At 59.5% G+C, this 16268-nt stretch carries 12 protein-coding genes; 7 read left to right on the forward strand and 5 right to left on the reverse strand.

Annotated features, from left to right (window positions below; translation table 11 throughout):
• Window positions 1-119: 119 nt before the first annotated feature.
• Together GQ39_RS02625 and GQ39_RS02630 are read left to right on the forward strand one after the other, a co-directional pair.
• Window positions 120-2579 carry an EAL domain-containing protein gene (locus tag GQ39_RS02625; RefSeq protein ID WP_047527082.1) on the forward strand — a complete coding sequence of 820 codons (2460 nt, stop codon included), beginning with the start codon at window positions 120-122 and terminating at the stop codon, window positions 2577-2579.
• Window positions 2580-2657: 78 nt separating this feature from the next.
• Window positions 2658-3419, forward strand: a complete 762-nt coding sequence (locus tag GQ39_RS02630; protein WP_219739221.1) for a TenA family transcriptional regulator — start codon at window positions 2658-2660, stop codon at window positions 3417-3419.
• 130 nt (window positions 3420-3549) lie between these two features.
• Here the strand turns inward: GQ39_RS02630 and GQ39_RS02635 are convergent, their stop codons facing one another.
• The 5 genes from GQ39_RS02635 to GQ39_RS02655 all read right to left on the reverse strand — a co-directional run bounded on the left by GQ39_RS02635 (window position 3550) and on the right by GQ39_RS02655 (window position 8432).
• The gene (locus tag GQ39_RS02635; RefSeq protein WP_047527084.1) at window positions 3550-4476 is read right to left on the reverse strand and encodes a GGDEF domain-containing protein; all 927 of its coding nucleotides are present in this window, start codon (window positions 4474-4476) and stop codon (window positions 3550-3552) included.
• 362 nt (window positions 4477-4838) lie between these two features.
• A complete protein-coding gene (locus tag GQ39_RS02640; protein ID WP_047527085.1) occupies window positions 4839-5579 on the reverse strand; it encodes a YciK family oxidoreductase in 741 nt (246 codons plus the stop codon).
• 85 nt (window positions 5580-5664) lie between these two features.
• The gene (gene mupP / locus GQ39_RS02645) at window positions 5665-6336 is read right to left on the reverse strand and encodes an N-acetylmuramic acid 6-phosphate phosphatase MupP (RefSeq protein WP_047527086.1); all 672 of its coding nucleotides are present in this window, start codon (window positions 6334-6336) and stop codon (window positions 5665-5667) included.
• Window positions 6337-6340: 4 nt separating this feature from the next.
• On the reverse strand, window positions 6341-7039 hold the full coding sequence (gene ubiG / locus GQ39_RS02650; RefSeq protein ID WP_007973655.1) for a bifunctional 2-polyprenyl-6-hydroxyphenol methylase/3-demethylubiquinol 3-O-methyltransferase UbiG: 699 nt from the start codon (window positions 7037-7039) through the stop codon (window positions 6341-6343).
• A 58-nt stretch (window positions 7040-7097) separates the two neighbouring features.
• The gene (locus tag GQ39_RS02655; protein ID WP_047527087.1) at window positions 7098-8432 is read right to left on the reverse strand and encodes a TRZ/ATZ family hydrolase; all 1335 of its coding nucleotides are present in this window, start codon (window positions 8430-8432) and stop codon (window positions 7098-7100) included.
• A gap of 108 nt (window positions 8433-8540) precedes the next feature.
• Here GQ39_RS02655 and mtnA point away from each other — a divergent pair, with 108 nt between their 5' ends.
• From mtnA to hisC, 5 genes are all read left to right on the forward strand, one after another.
• Window positions 8541-9617, forward strand: a complete 1077-nt coding sequence (mtnA, locus tag GQ39_RS02660; protein WP_047527088.1) for an S-methyl-5-thioribose-1-phosphate isomerase — start codon at window positions 8541-8543, stop codon at window positions 9615-9617.
• A 427-nt stretch (window positions 9618-10044) separates the two neighbouring features.
• Window positions 10045-12699 (forward strand): DNA gyrase subunit A, encoded by a 2655-nt coding sequence (gene gyrA / locus GQ39_RS02665; RefSeq protein ID WP_047527089.1) that lies wholly within the window; start codon window positions 10045-10047, stop codon window positions 12697-12699.
• A gap of 247 nt (window positions 12700-12946) precedes the next feature.
• Complete coding sequence (gene serC / locus GQ39_RS02670; RefSeq protein ID WP_047538391.1) at window positions 12947-14032, forward strand: 3-phosphoserine/phosphohydroxythreonine transaminase; 1086 nt, start codon at window positions 12947-12949, stop codon at window positions 14030-14032.
• Window positions 14032-15126, forward strand: coding sequence for a prephenate dehydratase (gene pheA / locus GQ39_RS02675; RefSeq protein WP_047527090.1), 1095 nt, complete (start codon window positions 14032-14034; stop codon window positions 15124-15126). The genes serC and pheA overlap by 1 nt, the downstream gene beginning before the upstream one ends.
• A 12-nt stretch (window positions 15127-15138) precedes the next feature.
• On the forward strand, window positions 15139-16251 hold the full coding sequence (hisC, locus tag GQ39_RS02680; RefSeq protein WP_047527092.1) for a histidinol-phosphate transaminase: 1113 nt from the start codon (window positions 15139-15141) through the stop codon (window positions 16249-16251).
• Window positions 16252-16268: the final 17 nt, after the last annotated feature.

A 16268-nucleotide genomic window follows, 5' to 3' on the forward strand; every position in this document is an offset into this window, starting at 1 on the left:
GGTACATATGTAGTGCATGTTGTACCGTGTCTGGCTTGCCGGAAGCGGGATCGCCCCCTAGTCTAGCTGTAGCGATTTCGTCCGGAAGACGAGCAAGCAGTGCTAATGCAAGGGACCTCATGAATCAAACGCGGACACTCGGAACGCCACGGTTGTTGGGCATCGTCTGGCCATTTATCGCCGTTGTGGTGTTTCAAGCCCTATTGGGTGGCGTTAGCCTATATGTGCTGTCGGCGGTTCGCGGCTATGTCGCCGGTGAAAGCTTGTGGTCCAAAGGCCAAAAAGACGCCATCTACTACCTCAATCTCTACGCGGACAGTCGTGACGAGTCGATTTTCCGCAAATACCAGGACGCGATGGCCGTGCCTCAGGGCGGTCACGAGTTGCGGGTAGCGCTGGATCATCAACCGCCGAATATCGAAGCGGCGCGCCTGGCGATTCTCAAGGGTGGCAACCACCCGGATGACGTTCCCAGTCTGATCTGGCTGTACCTCAATTTCCGCCATTTCAGTTACCTCGAGAAGGCTATCGACCTCTGGACGGTGGGTGATTCGTATCTGGTCAAGCTTGATGATGTTGCGCAGGACATGCACCGGCACATTGCCGCTGGTCCGGCCTCCGAGGCCGACATCAAGAACTGGAAGGCGCAGATATTTGCAATCAATGTTGAAGTGACTCCGGCAGCGAAAGCTTTCAGTGACGCATTGGGAGAGGGATCTCGGGTCATTCTCCGGCTGTTACTGGTGACCAACCTCGCCACCGCCCTTGGCCTGATTGCGCTGGCCTTGATGCGCACCCACAAGTTGCTCAAACAACGTCATGCCTTCGCCGATGCCTTGCAGCTCGAGAAAGACCGGGCGCAGATCACCCTGCAATCGATTGGCGACGCGGTGATCACCACGGATGTCGACGGCGCAATTGCCTACATGAACCCGGCGGCCGAGACATTGACCCACTGGAAGGCCGAGCAGGCGACGGGTTTGCCGCTGGCGGCGCTGTTCAATCTGCTGGACGAGAATGCCCACACCGACGGATTCACGTTGATCGAGCGAATTCTGAGCGGTCAGCTCAGCGGTGGCAGTGAACATTCCAAATTGATTCAACGCCTCGATGGCAGCACGGTGTCGGTCACGCTGGTTGGCGCGCCGATCCGCAATGCCGGCAACGTCAGCGGTGCCGTACTGGTGCTGCACGACATGACCCAGGAACGGCAATACATCGCCAATCTGTCCTGGCAGGCTACCCATGACGCATTGACCGGGCTCGCCAACCGTCGCGAGTTCGAGTATCGCCTGGAGCAGGCGCTACACTCGCTGGCGCGGCAGACCGGGCGTCACGCCCTGATGTTTCTCGATCTGGATCAATTCAAGCTGGTCAACGATACCTGTGGCCATGCGGCGGGAGACGAATTGCTGCGGCATATCTGCGCGCTGCTGCAATCAGGATTACGCGAAGGCGATACCCTCGCTCGGCTGGGCGGCGACGAGTTCGGCATCCTGCTGGAAAATTGTGGGTTGGAGGTGGCGGAAAAAATTGCCGAGAGTCTGCGCCAGACCGTACAGGATCTGCACTTTGTCTGGAAAGGTCGACCTTTCGTGACCACCGTCAGTATCGGACTGGTTCATGTTGCGCAACATCCGTCCACACTCGAGGCCTCGTTGCGCGCTGCCGACATGGCCTGCTACATGGCCAAGGAAAAAGGTCGTAACCGGGTTCAGCTCTATCATCCCGATGATTCGGAACTGTCCCTGCGTTTCGGCGAAATGGCTTGGGTGCAGCGCTTGCACATGGCCTTGGAAGAAGATCGCTTCTGCCTGTATGCCCAGGAAATCGCGCCGCTTGGCCGTACTGAAGCGGGCAGCGGACACATTGAGATTCTGCTGCGTCTGCATGACGAGGCCGGGCGCATGATCTTGCCCGACAGCTTTATTCCGGCGGCCGAGCGTTATGGTCTGATGAACTTGATTGATCGCTGGGTCGTGCAAAACGTATTCAAGATCATTGCCCAATGTCGTGCCGAAAAGCGTCAGGGGCCTTTGGCCATGTGTGCGATCAATCTGTCAGGCACCACCATCGGAGATGAGGCTTTTCTGGACTTCCTGCGTGAACAGTTCGTTACTTATTCAATACCGGCCGAAATGATTTGTTTTGAAATTACTGAAACCAGCGCCATTTCAAATTTGGGCAGCGCGATCAGATTCATTAATGAACTCAAAGGCTTAGGCTGCCATTTTTCGCTGGACGATTTTTGCGCCGGTATGTCCTCATTCGCTTACTTGAAACATTTGCCTGTAGACTTCCTGAAGATCGACGGGAGTTTCGTAAAGGATATGCTGGACGACCCGATTAACCGCGCCATGGTCGAGGTGATCAATCATATCGGTCATGTCATGGGTAAGCGTACGATTGCCGAGTTTGTCGAGACGCCTCAGATCGAGCAGGCATTGCTAGAGATCGGGGTGGATTACGCTCAAGGGTATCTCATCGAGCGCCCGCAACTGTTTACCTGCGATAGTTTGCAAAGTCGTCCCGCCAGGCCTCAGCCTTTGTTGTTCAGGGCGCCTGGCACGTTCCGTTGAAATCTCTTGCTGATCCCAACAATCACAATCAAAAGGAGCTCGACAGTGATCGACACATTCAACCGAACCGGACCACTCATGGAAGCTGCAAGTTATCCCGCCTGGGCTCAACGATTGGTCCAGGACTGCAGCGAGAGCAAGCGCCGGGTCGTCGAACACGAACTGTATCAGCGCATGCGTGACAACACGCTCAGTGCAAAGACCATGCGCCAGTACCTGATAGGTGGCTGGCCGGTGGTTGAACAGTTCGCGTTATACATGGCACAAAACCTGACCAAGACCCGTTTTGCCCGCCACCCAGGCGAGGACATGGCGCGTCGCTGGTTGATGCGTAACATTCGCGTCGAATTGAATCACGCCGATTACTGGGTGAACTGGAGCCGTGCTCACGGCGTCACTCTGGAAGATCTGCAGGCGCAACAGGTAGCCCCTGAACTTCACGCCTTGAGCCATTGGTGCTGGCACACCAGTTCCTCGGACTCGCTGATCGTGGCCATTGCGGCCACCAACTATGCCATTGAAGGCGCAACCGGGGAGTGGTCGGCGCTGGTCTGTTCCAATGGCGTCTATGCGGCGTCGTTTCCCGAGGAAGAGCGCAAGCGAGCGATGAAGTGGCTGAAGATGCATGCTCAGTATGACGATGCTCATCCATGGGAAGCGCTGGAAATCATCTGCACACTGGCAGGCATGAATCCGAGCAAATCCCTGCAGACGGAATTGCGCCAGGCTGTGTGCAAGAGCTACGACTACATGTTCCTGTTCCTGGAGCGCTGCATGCAGCTGGAACACGCGGAAAGAACGCCGGTAGCCCGTGAGCGATTGGCACTGGCCGAGAGCTGATCTGAATGACTGTGGGAGCCAGCTTGCTCGCGATGGCGGCTTAATATTCAATAAAGAAGCTGAGTGTGACAACGCTATCGCGAGCAAGCTCGCTCCTACATCGGTCTTTCGCTGCCATTGAAGTGAAGGCTCAGCCCGCCATCGTCAAACGGTTACGCCCTTCGCGCTTGGCCACATAAAGCGCATTGTCGGCCCTGCGCAACAGGCTCTCCACAGACTCGCCGGGCAACAGGGTCGAGCAGCCGATGCTGACGGTCAGCCCGACCAGACGGCCATCAGCCAAAAAGTCCTCGGTTTGCGCCGCCAACCGCAGTCGTTCGCCAACCATGGCCGCTGCTTCCCGGGCGGTGTTCGACAGCAGGATCAGGAACTCTTCCCCGCCATAGCGAAACACCATGTCTACGTTACGCAACTGGCCCTTGATCGACGCGGCAACGGCCTTGAGCACGTCATCGCCGGCACTGTGCCCGTGGGTGTCGTTGATCTGCTTGAAGTGATCGATGTCCAGCATCAATAGCGACAGCGGTTGCAGATGGCGCCGAGACAGTTCGATTTCCCGCTGCAGCGTCTGGTCCATGGCGATACGGTTGCCGGTGTCGGTCAGTGGATCGCGCAATGCGCTCCGGGTGGCGGCACGGTAAAGCAAGGCGTTGCGCATCGGATAAAGCAGCGAGGCCAGCAGCGATTCGAGGTTGCCCTGTTCTGGCTCGGTGAAGCGTTGATTGCGGCGAAACACCAGTTCACCCAGGTGTTCGCCTTCATGACTGAGGTTGTAACTGATGGAGTGATGACCGCGTTGGCCGAACTCCAGGCGCAAGTCGCTGCTGTTGTGCTGGTAGCTCAAGGAATCGAGTGGAACGAGTCGCTGAATTTCGCGGTAAAACAGTCCGAGAATGCGTTGTGGCTCAAGACTGGTTTGCAGTTGCAGGCTCAGTTGCTGGCGCAGTTGCGCAAGACTGGGAGGTCTTTCCAGGGTGGTTTGCTGCTGACCAAAACCCAGGCGTTGCAATTTGGCGCTATCGAAGTCAATTGCGTTGGTCTGGGAAGGTGATTTCATATGGTGTGCGCCCCTGAGCAGTAAGGCTGTCTTACAAGCTGGGTGAGAGCGGCTTTGGGCTGCGCGTCATACTGGTCCGTCAGTCCCGTAGGACATCTCTTACAAGTCTAATCTGCTTTATCGCGGTTTTGTAACCCGTCGAGTTAAGCCCCGCTTGCCTGCTTTCACACTGCCTGTTTGAACAAAGGTACAGCGAAAGTCATGCCAGAGCGTTCGATTAAATGAAAAACATTTAAAAATCAATGTGTTAACTGCAGCGGAAACGGCGGAGGACACTTGTGCGGCATTTGTTTGACTGAAAAACCGCTGAACCGTGAGTGCCGCGACGGGAAGTCGGCGCGGCACAAAAGCGACGCACGGTATTACTGGGCGTTGAATGCCTGGCCGTTGATACCTGTGCTGTCCGGACCCATCAGGTAGAGGTAGACCGGCATGATTTCCTCGGGCGTCGGGTTGTTCAGCGGGTTTTCCCCCGGATACGCCTGGGCGCGCATGCTGGTCCGGGTGGCGCCCGGATTGATGCTGTTGGAGCGTACGGGGGCCACGGTATCGACTTCATCGGCCAGCGTTTGCATCAGGCCTTCGGTGGCGAACTTCGAGACACCGTAAGCGCCCCAGTACGCACGGCCCTTGCGGCCGACGCTGCTGGAGGTGAATACCACCGAGGCGTCCCGGGACAGCTTGAGCAGTGGCAACAGTGTGCTGGTCAGCATGAACATGGCGTTGACGTTGACTTGCATGACCCGCATGAAGTTTTCGCCGGACAGTTGTTCGATCGGCGTGCGTGGGCCGATGATTGACGCGTTGTGCAGCAGGCCATCGAGGTGGCCGAATTCGCTTTCGATCATCGCCGCCAGCTCATCGTATTGATGGGGCAGGGCGGTTTCCAGATTGAACGGGATCACCGCGGGTTGCGGATGGCCAGCCGCTTCGATTTCGTCGTAGACCTGAGTCAGATTGGCTTCGGTCTTGCCCAGCAACAGTACGGTAGCGCCATGGGCTGCATAGGCTTTCGCGGCGGCGGCGCCTATGCCACGACCGGCGCCGGTGACCAGGATGACCCGGTCCTTGAGCAAATCAGGGCGAGCGGAATAATCGAACATAAAAACCTCACAGCAAATTCAACAAGAAGCGGAGACCGAACCTGTGGTGAGGGAGCTAGCTCCCTCACCACCAAGGCATGTTTGGTCAGCAGCTACAAAGGGCGCTATCGAGCACCTTGCGCAACTCCAGCGGATGATCGACCACCACGTCCGCGCCCCAGTGCCGCGGGTTGTCGTCCGGGTGGATGTAGCCGAACGTCACCGCTGCCGTCCTGGTACCCGCATCGCGGCCCGATTCGATATCGCGCAAATCATCGCCGACAAACAAGACGCTGGCCGGGTCGAGGTCGAGCATCTTGCAGGCGAGGATCAGTGGCTCGGGGTCCGGTTTGCTGTTCTTCACGTGGTCCGGACAGATCAGCAGGGCCGAACGCTCGGCCAGCCCGAGCTGCTGCATGATCGGTTCGGCGAAACGCAGTGGCTTGTTGGTGACCACGCCCCAGATCAGGTTGGCGCTCTCGATGTCGGCCAGCAGTTCGCCCATGCCGTCGAATAGCTTGCTGTGCACGGCACAACCCACGAGGTAGCGCTCAAGGAATTCCAGGCGCAGCTCTTCGAAGCCTGGGGACTCAGGGTCCATGGAGAAGGTCACGGCGACCATCGCCTTGGCGCCACCGGAAATCTCATCGCGAATATGTTTGTCGTTGATCGGCGGCAAGCCGCGATCGGCACGCATCGCCTGACAGATCGCAATGAAGTCCGGCGCGGTGTCGAGCAGGGTGCCGTCCATGTCGAATAGAACTGCTCTGATACGCATCGGCTTACTCCTCGCGCAGGGTCTGGATCATGTAGTTGACGTCAACGTCGGCTGCCAGTTTGTAGTGCTTGGTCAGCGGGTTATAGGTCAGGCCGATGATGTCCTTGACCGTCAGGCCAGCCATGCGGCTCCAGGCGCCAAGCTCGGAAGGGCGGATGAATTTCTTGAAGTCGTGGGTGCCGCGCGGCAGCAGCTTCATGATGTATTCGGCGCCGACAATGGCGAACAGGTAGGCCTTCGGGTTGCGGTTGATGGTGGAGAAGAACACCTGGCCGCCGGGTTTGACCATGCGGAAGCAGGCACGGATGACCGAGGAGGGGTCCGGCACGTGTTCGAGCATCTCCAGGCAAGTGACTACGTCGAATTGCTCCGGCATTTCCTCGGCCAGGGCTTCGGCGGTGATCTGCCGGTATTCGACGTTCACGCCGGACTCCAGTTGATGCAACTGCGCGACCGCCAGCGGCGCTTCGCCCATGTCGATGCCCGTCACCGTAGCGCCCCGCTGGGCCATGGCTTCGCTGAGAATGCCACCGCCGCAGCCGACATCGAGGACTTTCTTGCCGGCCAGGTTGACGCGTTCGTCAATCCAGTTGACTCGCAGCGGGTTGATGTCGTGCAGGGGTTTGAATTCGCTTTCACGATCCCACCAGCGGTGCGCCAGGGCTTCGAATTTGGCGATTTCGGCGTAGTCGACGTTGCTCATGGTTTAAGTCCTCTAAAACTTGAAAAATCCTGTTGCCCCGGTTTTCGTTCCGGGGAGCTTACGATTCATTGCGACCGCTGATGCGCTGGCCCCAGGCCTTGGCGGTAGCGATCAACTGTTGTTCATCCAGGCGGGTCAGGCGCCGGTCGTCCAGCAGTTGCTGGCCGGCGACCCAAAGGTGTTTCACGCTGTCCCGGCCGGTGGCATAGATAAGCTGCGAAACAGGGTCGTAGACTGGTTGTTGGGCCAGCCCGGAGAGGTCGAATGCCACCATGTCCGCGGCTTTGCCGAGTTCCAGTGAGCCGACCTCGGCTTCGATCCCCAGGGCGCGTGCACCGTTGAGCGTGGCCATGCGCAGGGCGCGATGGGCATCCAGCGCGGTGGCCGAGCCGGCGACCGCCTTGGCCAGCAGGGCGGCGGTGCGGGTTTCACCGAGCAGGTCCAGGTCGTTATTGCTGGCCGAGCCGTCGGTGCCGACCGCGACATTCACGCCAGCCTGCCACAGGCGTTCCACCGGGCAGAAACCGCTGGCCAGCTTCAGGTTCGACTCCGGGCAATGAATCACGCTGGTGTTGCTTTCTACCAGCAGGGCCAGGTCTTCCTCGCTGATCTGGGTCATGTGAACGGCCTGGAAGCGCGGCCCGAGCAGGCCCAGTCGCGCGAGGCGAGCCAGCGGACGTTCTCCGCGCTGCTCGATCGACTGCTGCACCTCGAACGCGGTTTCATGCACGTGCATGTGGATCGAAGCGTCAAGTTCTTCGGCGATCACGCGGATTTTTTCCAGGTTTTCGTCGCCCACGGTATAGGGGGCATGGGGGCCGAAGGTGACTTTGATGCGGTCATGGTGCTTGAGGTCGCCGAACAACTCGATGCCCTGACGAATGGCTTCGTCCGCCGTGCTGGCGCCGGGAATGGGGAAATCGAGAATCGGGATCGCGATCTGTGCGCGAATGCCGCTCTTATGCACGCGCTCGGTGGCAACCTTCGGGAAGAAATACATGTCAGAGAAGCAGGTGATGCCACCTTTGATCTGCTCGGCGATGGCCAGATCCGTGCCGTCGCGGACAAACTCCTCGTCGACCCATTTGGCTTCCGCTGGCCAGATGTGGTTTTCCAGCCAGGTCATGAGCGGCAGGTCATCGGCCAGGCCGCGGAACAGGGTCATCGCCGCATGTCCGTGAGCATTGATCAGGCCGGGGCTGAGCAAGATGTCCGGCAGTTCTCGCACTTCGCTTGCATTAAGCTTCAGGGCGGCGGAACGTGGGCCGATGAAGACAATGCGTCCGTCGCGGATGCCCAGGGCATGGTCCTTGAGGACAACGCCAGCGGGTTCGACGGGTACCAGCCAGGTCGGCAGTAATAACAGGTCGAGCGCAGCGGCAGTGTTCGGCATCGAGGGTCGGTTCCAGTGCTTTTGTAAAGGATGGCGAAGTATACCCGAGCGTCTTCGCGGGGGGATCGCTATAATCGGCGGCTTTTGTTCATGAGTGCGGGGTGAGGGATGCGCGATCGACTGTTGGCTGCGGAGAAAGTGAAGGCCATCGATTGGCGTGATGGCGCCCTGTATCTGCTGGATCAGCGTATTTTGCCGTTCGAGGAGACCTGGATCGCCTACACCAGCGCGGCTGGCGTGGCCGAGGCCATTCGCTCGATGGTGGTGCGCGGTGCGCCGGCGATCGGTATCAGTGCCGCTTATGGCGTTGTGCTGGCGGCTCGCGCGCGGTTTGCCGAGGGCGGGGACTGGCAGGCGGCGCTGGCGGAGGATTTTGCTCTGCTCGCCGATTCCCGGCCGACCGCTGTCAATCTGTTCTGGGCGCTGGGTCGCATGCAGGAACGGCTCGATCGGCTGAAGAATCACGCCGATCCGCTCTCTGTCCTGGAGGCCGAGGCCATCGCAATCCACGAAAGTGATCGCGAAGCCAACCTCACCATGGCGCAACTGGGTGTGGACCTGATCCGCAAGCATCAGGGCAACGCTCAGGCAATCCTGACCCATTGCAATACCGGCGCGCTGGCCACCGGCGGCTTCGGTACCGCGTTGGGTGTGATTCGCGGGGCGTTCATTGAAGGCATGGTCGAGCGTGTTTACGCCGATGAAACGCGCCCATGGTTGCAGGGTTCGCGATTAACGGCGTGGGAGTTGGCCAACGAAGGCATCCCCGTCACCCTCAATGCCGATTCCGCTGCTGCGCACATCATGAAAACCAAGGGTATTACCTGGGTGATCGTCGGCGCGGACCGGATCACCGCCAATGGCGACGTGGCGAACAAGATCGGCACTTATCAGCTGGCGGTCAACGCCATGCACCACGGTGTACGGTTCATGGTGGTGGCGCCGAGTTCGACCATCGACATGAGCCTGGCCAGTGGCGACGACATTCCGATTGAAGAGCGTGATGGTCGTGAGTTGCTGGAAGTCGGTGGCAAACGGGTCGGGGCGGATGTCGATGCGTTCAATCCGGTGTTCGATGTCACACCGGCTGACTTGATCGACGCCATCGTCACCGAAAAAGGCATCGTCGAGCGCCCGGATACGGCGAAAATGACGCAGTTGATGTGTCGTAAGCGCCTGCATTGATGATTCTGTCTGTCTGAATAATCGCCATCGCGGGCAAGCCCGCTCCCACAGGGTTCTGGAGTGTTCACAAAACCTGTGGGGAGCTGGCTTGCCAGCGATGAGGCCCTATATGCCAATGAATCAGCCAGATCCCGCCCCAAATTCCTCATTCAAAGCGGCTCTAAGCTTCTCTGATCCCCTTCAAGCCTGTCACCGGTCAACTAACTATGCTCCATGCGCATCTGGGGGATAGGTGCGTGGCGGCTCTTGTGATAACATCCGGCGGTTTCCAAGGTTGCCCCAAGGGGTGACCTTTACTGCGCAGATCCATGGCATAACTCGTTGATTTGTCGTAAGTCGGTGCATGGCAATGAGCCTGCAGCGGCGAGCTTCGTTCGTCCCATATGGATGTGACGAAGTTTCACCAGAAAAAGGAATCAGGCTTCTCATGGGCGAACTGGCCAAAGAAATCCTCCCGGTCAATATCGAAGACGAGCTGAAGCAGTCCTATCTCGACTACGCGATGAGCGTAATTGTCGGGCGGGCACTGCCGGATGCGCGCGATGGCTTGAAGCCCGTGCACCGGCGCGTGCTGTTCGCGATGAGCGAGCTGGGCAACGACTTCAACAAGCCGTACAAGAAATCTGCCCGTGTTGTCGGTGACGTGATCGGTAAGTATCACCCTCACGGTGATACCGCGGTGTACGACACCATCGTTCGGATGGCGCAGCCATTCTCCCTGCGCTACCTGCTGGTAGACGGCCAGGGCAACTTCGGTTCGGTGGACGGCGACAACGCCGCGGCCATGCGATACACCGAAGTGCGCATGACCAAGCTGGCGCACGAGCTGCTGGCCGACCTGCATAAAGAAACCGTGGACTGGGTGCCGAACTACGACGGCACCGAAATGATCCCGGCGGTCATGCCGACCCGTATTCCCAACCTGCTGGTCAACGGCTCCAGCGGTATTGCCGTGGGCATGGCGACCAACATTCCGCCGCACAACCTCGGTGAAGTCATCGACGGTTGCCTGGCCCTCATCGACAACCCTGAGCTGACCGTCGATGAGTTGATGCAATACATTCCCGGTCCGGACTTCCCGACGGCAGCGATCATCAACGGTCGCGCCGGCATCATCGAAGCCTACCGCACCGGTCGCGGCCGTATTTACATGCGCGCCCGCTCGATGATCGAAGACATCGACAAGGTCGGTGGCCGTCAGCAGATCGTCATCACCGAACTCCCGTACCAGCTGAACAAGGCCCGTCTGATCGAGAAGATCGCCGAGCTGGTGAAAGAGAAGAAACTCGAAGGCATCACCGAACTGCGCGACGAGTCCGACAAGGACGGTATGCGCGTCGTGATCGAGTTGCGTCGTGGTGAAGTGCCGGAGGTGATTCTCAACAACCTCTACGCCCAGACCCAGCTGCAAGCGGTGTTCGGCATCAACATCGTTGCGCTGATCGATGGCCGCCCACGGATCCTGAACCTCAAGGACCTGCTGGAAGCCTTCGTTCGTCACCGTCGCGAAGTCGTTACCCGCCGCACCGTGTTCGAACTGCGCAAGGCGCGCGAGCGCGGTCACATCCTTGAAGGTCAAGCGGTCGCCCTGTCGAACATCGACCCGGTCATCGCCCTGATCAAGGCCTCGCCAACCCCGTCGGAAGCCAAGGAAGCGCTGGTCAGCACCCCTTGGGAATCCTCTGCCGTGGTCGCGATGGTCGAGCGTGCCGGCGCCGACTCGTGCCGTCCGGAAAACCTCGATCCGCAATACGGTCTGCGCGATGGCAAGTACTTCCTGTCGCCAGAACAGGCGCAAGCCATTCTGGAACTGCGTCTGCACCGTCTGACCGGTCTGGAACATGAAAAGCTGCTGGCCGAGTATCAAGAGATCCTCAACCAGATCGGCGAGCTGATCCGCATCCTCAACAGCGCCACGCGCCTGATGGAAGTGATCCGCGAAGAGCTGGAAGTGATCCGCGCCGAATACGGCGATGTACGTCGCACCGAGATTCTGGATGCCCGTCTCGACCTGACCCTGGGTGACATGATCCCGGAAGAAGAACGCGTCGTGACCATTTCCCACGGTGGCTATGCCAAGACCCAGCCGCTGGCTGCGTACCAGGCCCAGCGTCGTGGCGGTAAAGGCAAGTCGGCGACCGGCGTCAAGGATGAGGACTACATTGCTCACCTGCTGGTGGCCAACAGCCACACCACGCTGTTGCTGTTCTCCAGCAAGGGCAAGGTGTACTGGCTCAAGACCTACGAAATCCCCGAGGCGTCCCGTGCTGCCCGTGGTCGTCCGCTGGTCAACCTGCTGCCGCTGGATGACGGTGAATACATCACCACCATGCTGCCGGTCGAGGAGTACACCGAAGGTCACTACATCTTCATGGCCACCGCAAACGGCACCGTGAAGAAGACCCCGCTGGAATCCTTCAGCCGTCAACGCAGCGTCGGTTTGATCGCGCTGGAGCTGGATGAGGGCGACGTGCTGATTTCCGCCGCCATTACCGATGGCGAGCGTGAAGTCATGCTGTTCTCCGACGGCGGCAAGGTGACTCGCTTCAAGGAATCCGACGTTCGCGCCATGGGCCGTACCGCCCGCGGTGTGCGCGGCATGCGTCTGCCGGAAGGCCAGAAGCTGATTTCCATGCTGATCCCTGAAGAAGGCAGCCAGATCCTCACCGCTTCCGAGCGTGGCTTCGGCAAGCGTACGGCGATCACCGAGTTCCCTGAGTACAAGCGTGGCGGCCAAGGCGTTATCGCTATGGTCAGCAACGAGCGTAACGGCCGTCTGGTCGGTGCGGTTCAGGTGCTCGATGGCGAGGAGATCATGCTGATTTCCGACCAGGGCACCCTGGTACGTACCCGTGTCGACGAAGTCTCCAGCCTGGGTCGTAACACCCAGGGCGTAACCCTGATCAAACTGGCCAAGGATGAAACCCTGGTTGGTCTGGAGCGGGTCCAGGAGCCGTCGGAGGTCGAGGGTGAAGAGCTGGAAGGTGAAGAGGGTGCGGAGTTCGACGGTGAGGTCGTGATCGACGACGTTGTCGAAGACCAGCAACTCGACGCCGCCGCTGACGAAGAACCTCAAGAGTAAGCGGGTAAGCAGGGGGCGGATGAAAATTCGCCCCCTTGTTGTTTGTCCGTAATGAAATATCGACACCTCTGGAGATCCCTTGTGGGAGCGAGCCTGCTCGCGATGCAGGCGCCACGGTACGTCTGAAGTATCGCGGTGATGCAATCGCGAGCAGGCTCGCTCCCACACATCTGTTTCAGCAGGGACCCGGTGTTGGCTGACAATGTGATTTATTGCGTGATACCACCAAATCAGAGCGAGATTGGATGTGAGCAAGAGAGCCTATAACTTCTGTGCCGGTCCTGCGGCGCTTCCCGAAGCTGTCCTGCAGCGCGCCCAGGGTGAACTTCTCGATTGGCACGGCAAGGGCCTGTCGGTCATGGAGATGAGTCATCGCAGTGATGAGTTCGTGTCCATTGCCACCAAAGCCGAGCAGGATCTGCGTGATCTGCTGGATATCCCCTCGAACTATAAAGTGCTGTTTCTGCAAGGTGGCGCCAGCCAGCAATTTGCTCAGATTCCTCTGAACCTGTTGCCGGAAAGCGGCTCTGCCGACTATATCGATACCGGTATCTGGTCGCAGAAAGCCATTGAAGAAGCCTCGCGCTACGGCCACGTCAATGTTGCCGCTACCGCCAAGCCTTACGACTATTTCGCCATTCCCGGGCAGAACGAGTGGAAGCTGTCGAAAGACGCGGCCTACGTTCACTACGCGCCGAACGAAACCATTGGCGGTCTGGAGTTCCAGTGGGTTCCGGAAACCGGTGATGTTCCGCTGGTGGCCGACATGTCCTCGGACATTCTTTCCCGTCCGATCGACGTCTCGCGCTTCGGCATGATCTACGCCGGTGCCCAGAAAAACATCGGCCCGAGCGGCATCGTGGTGAACATCGTTCGCGAAGACCTGCTGGGTCGCGCCCGTTCCCTGTGCCCGACCATGCTCGACTACAAGGTCGCGGCTGATAACGGTTCGATGTACAACACCCCGCCAACCCTGGCCTGGTACCTGTCCGGCCTGGTGTTCGAGTGGCTGAAAGAGCAGGGCGGTGTCGAAGCCATCGGCAAGCTCAACGAAGTGAAGCAGCGCACGCTGTACGACTTCATCGATGCCAGCGGCCTGTACAGCAACCCGATCAACAAGTCGGACCGTTCCTGGATGAACGTGCCGTTTCGCCTGGCGGACGACCGTCTCGACAAGCCGTTCCTGGCCGGCGCCGACGAGCGTGGTCTGTTGAACCTCAAGGGGCACCGCTCCGTGGGCGGTATGCGCGCCTCCATCTATAACGCCGTCGACATCAACGCGATCAATGCGCTGATTTCGTACATGGCAGAGTTCGAGAAGGAACACGGCTAATGTCTGAGCAAGAACTCAAGGCACTGCGCCTGCGCATTGATGCCCTGGACGAAAAGGTCCTGGAGTTGATCAGTGAGCGTGCACGCTGCGCCCAGGAAGTCGCGCGAGTAAAGATGGCCTCGCTGGCCGAAGGCGAAGTGCCGGTGTTCTATCGTCCTGAGCGCGAAGCTCAGGTGCTCAAGCGTGTCATGGAGCGTAACCAGGGGCCGCTGGGTAACGAAGAAATGGCGCGGTTGTTCCGCGAAATCATGTCCTCGTGCCTGGCCCTCGAGCAGCCGCTGAAAGTGGCCTATCTCGGCCCTGAAGGTACCTTCACCCAGGCGGCTGCCATGAAGCACTTCGGCCATGCCGTGATCAGCAAGCCGATGGCAGCGATCGATGAAGTGTTCCGGGAAGTGGCGGCCGGTGCGGTGAACTTTGGCGTGGTCCCGGTGGAGAACTCCACCGAAGGCGCGGTCAACCACACGCTGGACAGCTTCCTTGAACATGACATGGTGATCTGCGGCGAAGTCGAGCTGCGCATCCACCATCACCTGTTGGTCGGTGAGAACACCAAGACCGACAGCATCAGTCGCATCTACTCCCACGCTCAGTCCCTGGCCCAGTGCCGCAAGTGGCTGGACGCCCATTACCCGAATGTCGAACGCGTGGCGGTGTCCAGCAACGCCGAGGCGGCCAAGCGGGTCAAGGGTGAGTGGAACTCGGCGGCGATTGCCGGTGATATGGCGGCCGGCTTGTACGGGTTGACCCGACTGGCCGAGAAAATCGAAGACCGTCCGGATAACTCCACGCGGTTCCTCATGATCGGCAACCAGGAAGTGCCGCCGACTGGCGACGACAAGACCTCGATCATCGTCTCCATGAGCAACAAGCCTGGCGCGCTTCACGAGTTGCTGGTGCCATTCCACGACAATGGCATCGACCTGACGCGAATCGAGACCCGTCCGTCGCGCAGTGGCAAATGGACCTATGTGTTCTTCATCGACTTCGTCGGCCACCACCGTGATCCGCTGATCAAAGGTGTGCTGGAAAAGATCAGTCAGGAAGCAGTGGCACTCAAAGTGCTGGGTTCCTACCCGAAAGCAGTTCTCTAAGGGCGGTAGCAAATGAGTGGTGATTTCCTAGCTCTGGCACAGCCGGGCGTGCAACAACTTTCGCCTTACGTTCCGGGCAAGCCCGTGGACGAACTGGCGCGCGAGCTGGACCTCGATCCGGCCAGCATCGTCAAACTGGCAAGCAACGAAAACCCGCTGGGCGCCAGCCCCAAGGCGCTGGCAGCCATCCGCGATGCGCTCGCGGAGCTGACCCGCTACCCGGATGGCAACGGTTTCGCGCTCAAGACCCTGCTGGCCGAGCAGTGCCGCGTCGAGCTGAGTCAAGTGACCCTGGGCAACGGCTCCAATGACATTCTGGAGCTGGTCGCGCGCGCTTACCTGGCGCCGGGCCTGAATGCGGTGTTCAGCGAGCACGCGTTTGCGGTCTATCCGATCGTGACCCAGGCTGTCGGCGCCCAGGCCAAAGTGATTCCGGCCAAAGACTGGGGGCATGATCTGCCGGCCATGTTGGCAGCGATCGACGCCAACACTCGCGTGGTGTTCATCGCCAACCCGAACAACCCGACCGGAACCTGGTTCGACACCGAGGCGCTGGACGAATTCCTGCAAGACGTGCCGGAGCACGTGCTGGTCGTGCTGGACGAGGCCTACATCGAGTACGCCGAAGGCAGCGATCTGCCGGACGGCCTGGATTTCCTGGCGGCTTACCCGAACCTGCTGGTTTCGCGGACTTTCTCCAAGGCCTATGGCCTGGCGGCGCTGCGCGTCGGCTATGGCTTGTCCACCGCGGTGGTCGCCGATGTGCTGAACCGTGTGCGCCAGCCGTTCAACGTCAACAGCCTGGCCCTGGCTGCTGCTTGCGCCGCCCTGCAAGACGCCGAGTACCTGGCCGAAAGTCGTCGACTCAATGAGACTGGCATGCAGCAGCTGGAAGCGGGCTTCCGCGATCTGGGGCTGAGCTGGATTCCCTCCAAGGGCAATTTCATTTGTGTCGATCTCGGTCGAGTGGCGGCCCCGGTTTTCCAGGGGTTGCTGCGTGAAGGTGTGATCGTGCGTCCGGTGGCTAACTACGGCATGCCGAATCACTTGCGCGTCACCATCGGTCTGCCGGCTGAAAATAGCCGCTTCCTCGAGGCGCTGGCCAAGGTTCTGGCTCGTGGTTGATGTCACTGCACGGCCAT

This window comes from Pseudomonas sp. 11/12A, assembly GCF_000800055.1.
GTDB lineage: Bacteria > Pseudomonadota > Gammaproteobacteria > Pseudomonadales > Pseudomonadaceae > Aquipseudomonas > Aquipseudomonas mohnii.

What these genes read in the sequence shown, in the direction of transcription:
- GQ39_RS02625 (WP_047527082.1), top strand. Translation starts at nt 120, where the DNA reads ATGAATCAAACGCGGACACTCGGAACGCCACGGTTGTTGGGCATCGTC.
- GQ39_RS02630 (WP_219739221.1), top strand. Translation starts at nt 2,658, where the DNA reads ATGGAAGCTGCAAGTTATCCCGCCTGGGCTCAACGATTGGTCCAGGAC.
- GQ39_RS02635 (WP_047527084.1), bottom strand. Translation starts at nt 4,476, where the DNA reads ATGAAATCACCTTCCCAGACCAACGCAATTGACTTCGATAGCGCCAAA.
- GQ39_RS02640 (WP_047527085.1), bottom strand. Translation starts at nt 5,579, where the DNA reads ATGTTCGATTATTCCGCTCGCCCTGATTTGCTCAAGGACCGGGTCATC.
- mupP (WP_047527086.1), bottom strand. Translation starts at nt 6,336, where the DNA reads ATGCGTATCAGAGCAGTTCTATTCGACATGGACGGCACCCTGCTCGAC.
- ubiG (WP_007973655.1), bottom strand. Translation starts at nt 7,039, where the DNA reads ATGAGCAACGTCGACTACGCCGAAATCGCCAAATTCGAAGCCCTGGCG.
- GQ39_RS02655 (WP_047527087.1), bottom strand. Translation starts at nt 8,432, where the DNA reads ATGCCGAACACTGCCGCTGCGCTCGACCTGTTATTACTGCCGACCTGG.
- mtnA (WP_047527088.1), top strand. Translation starts at nt 8,541, where the DNA reads ATGCGCGATCGACTGTTGGCTGCGGAGAAAGTGAAGGCCATCGATTGG.
- gyrA (WP_047527089.1), top strand. Translation starts at nt 10,045, where the DNA reads ATGGGCGAACTGGCCAAAGAAATCCTCCCGGTCAATATCGAAGACGAG.
- pheA (WP_047527090.1), top strand. Translation starts at nt 14,032, where the DNA reads ATGTCTGAGCAAGAACTCAAGGCACTGCGCCTGCGCATTGATGCCCTG.
- hisC (WP_047527092.1), top strand. Translation starts at nt 15,139, where the DNA reads ATGAGTGGTGATTTCCTAGCTCTGGCACAGCCGGGCGTGCAACAACTT.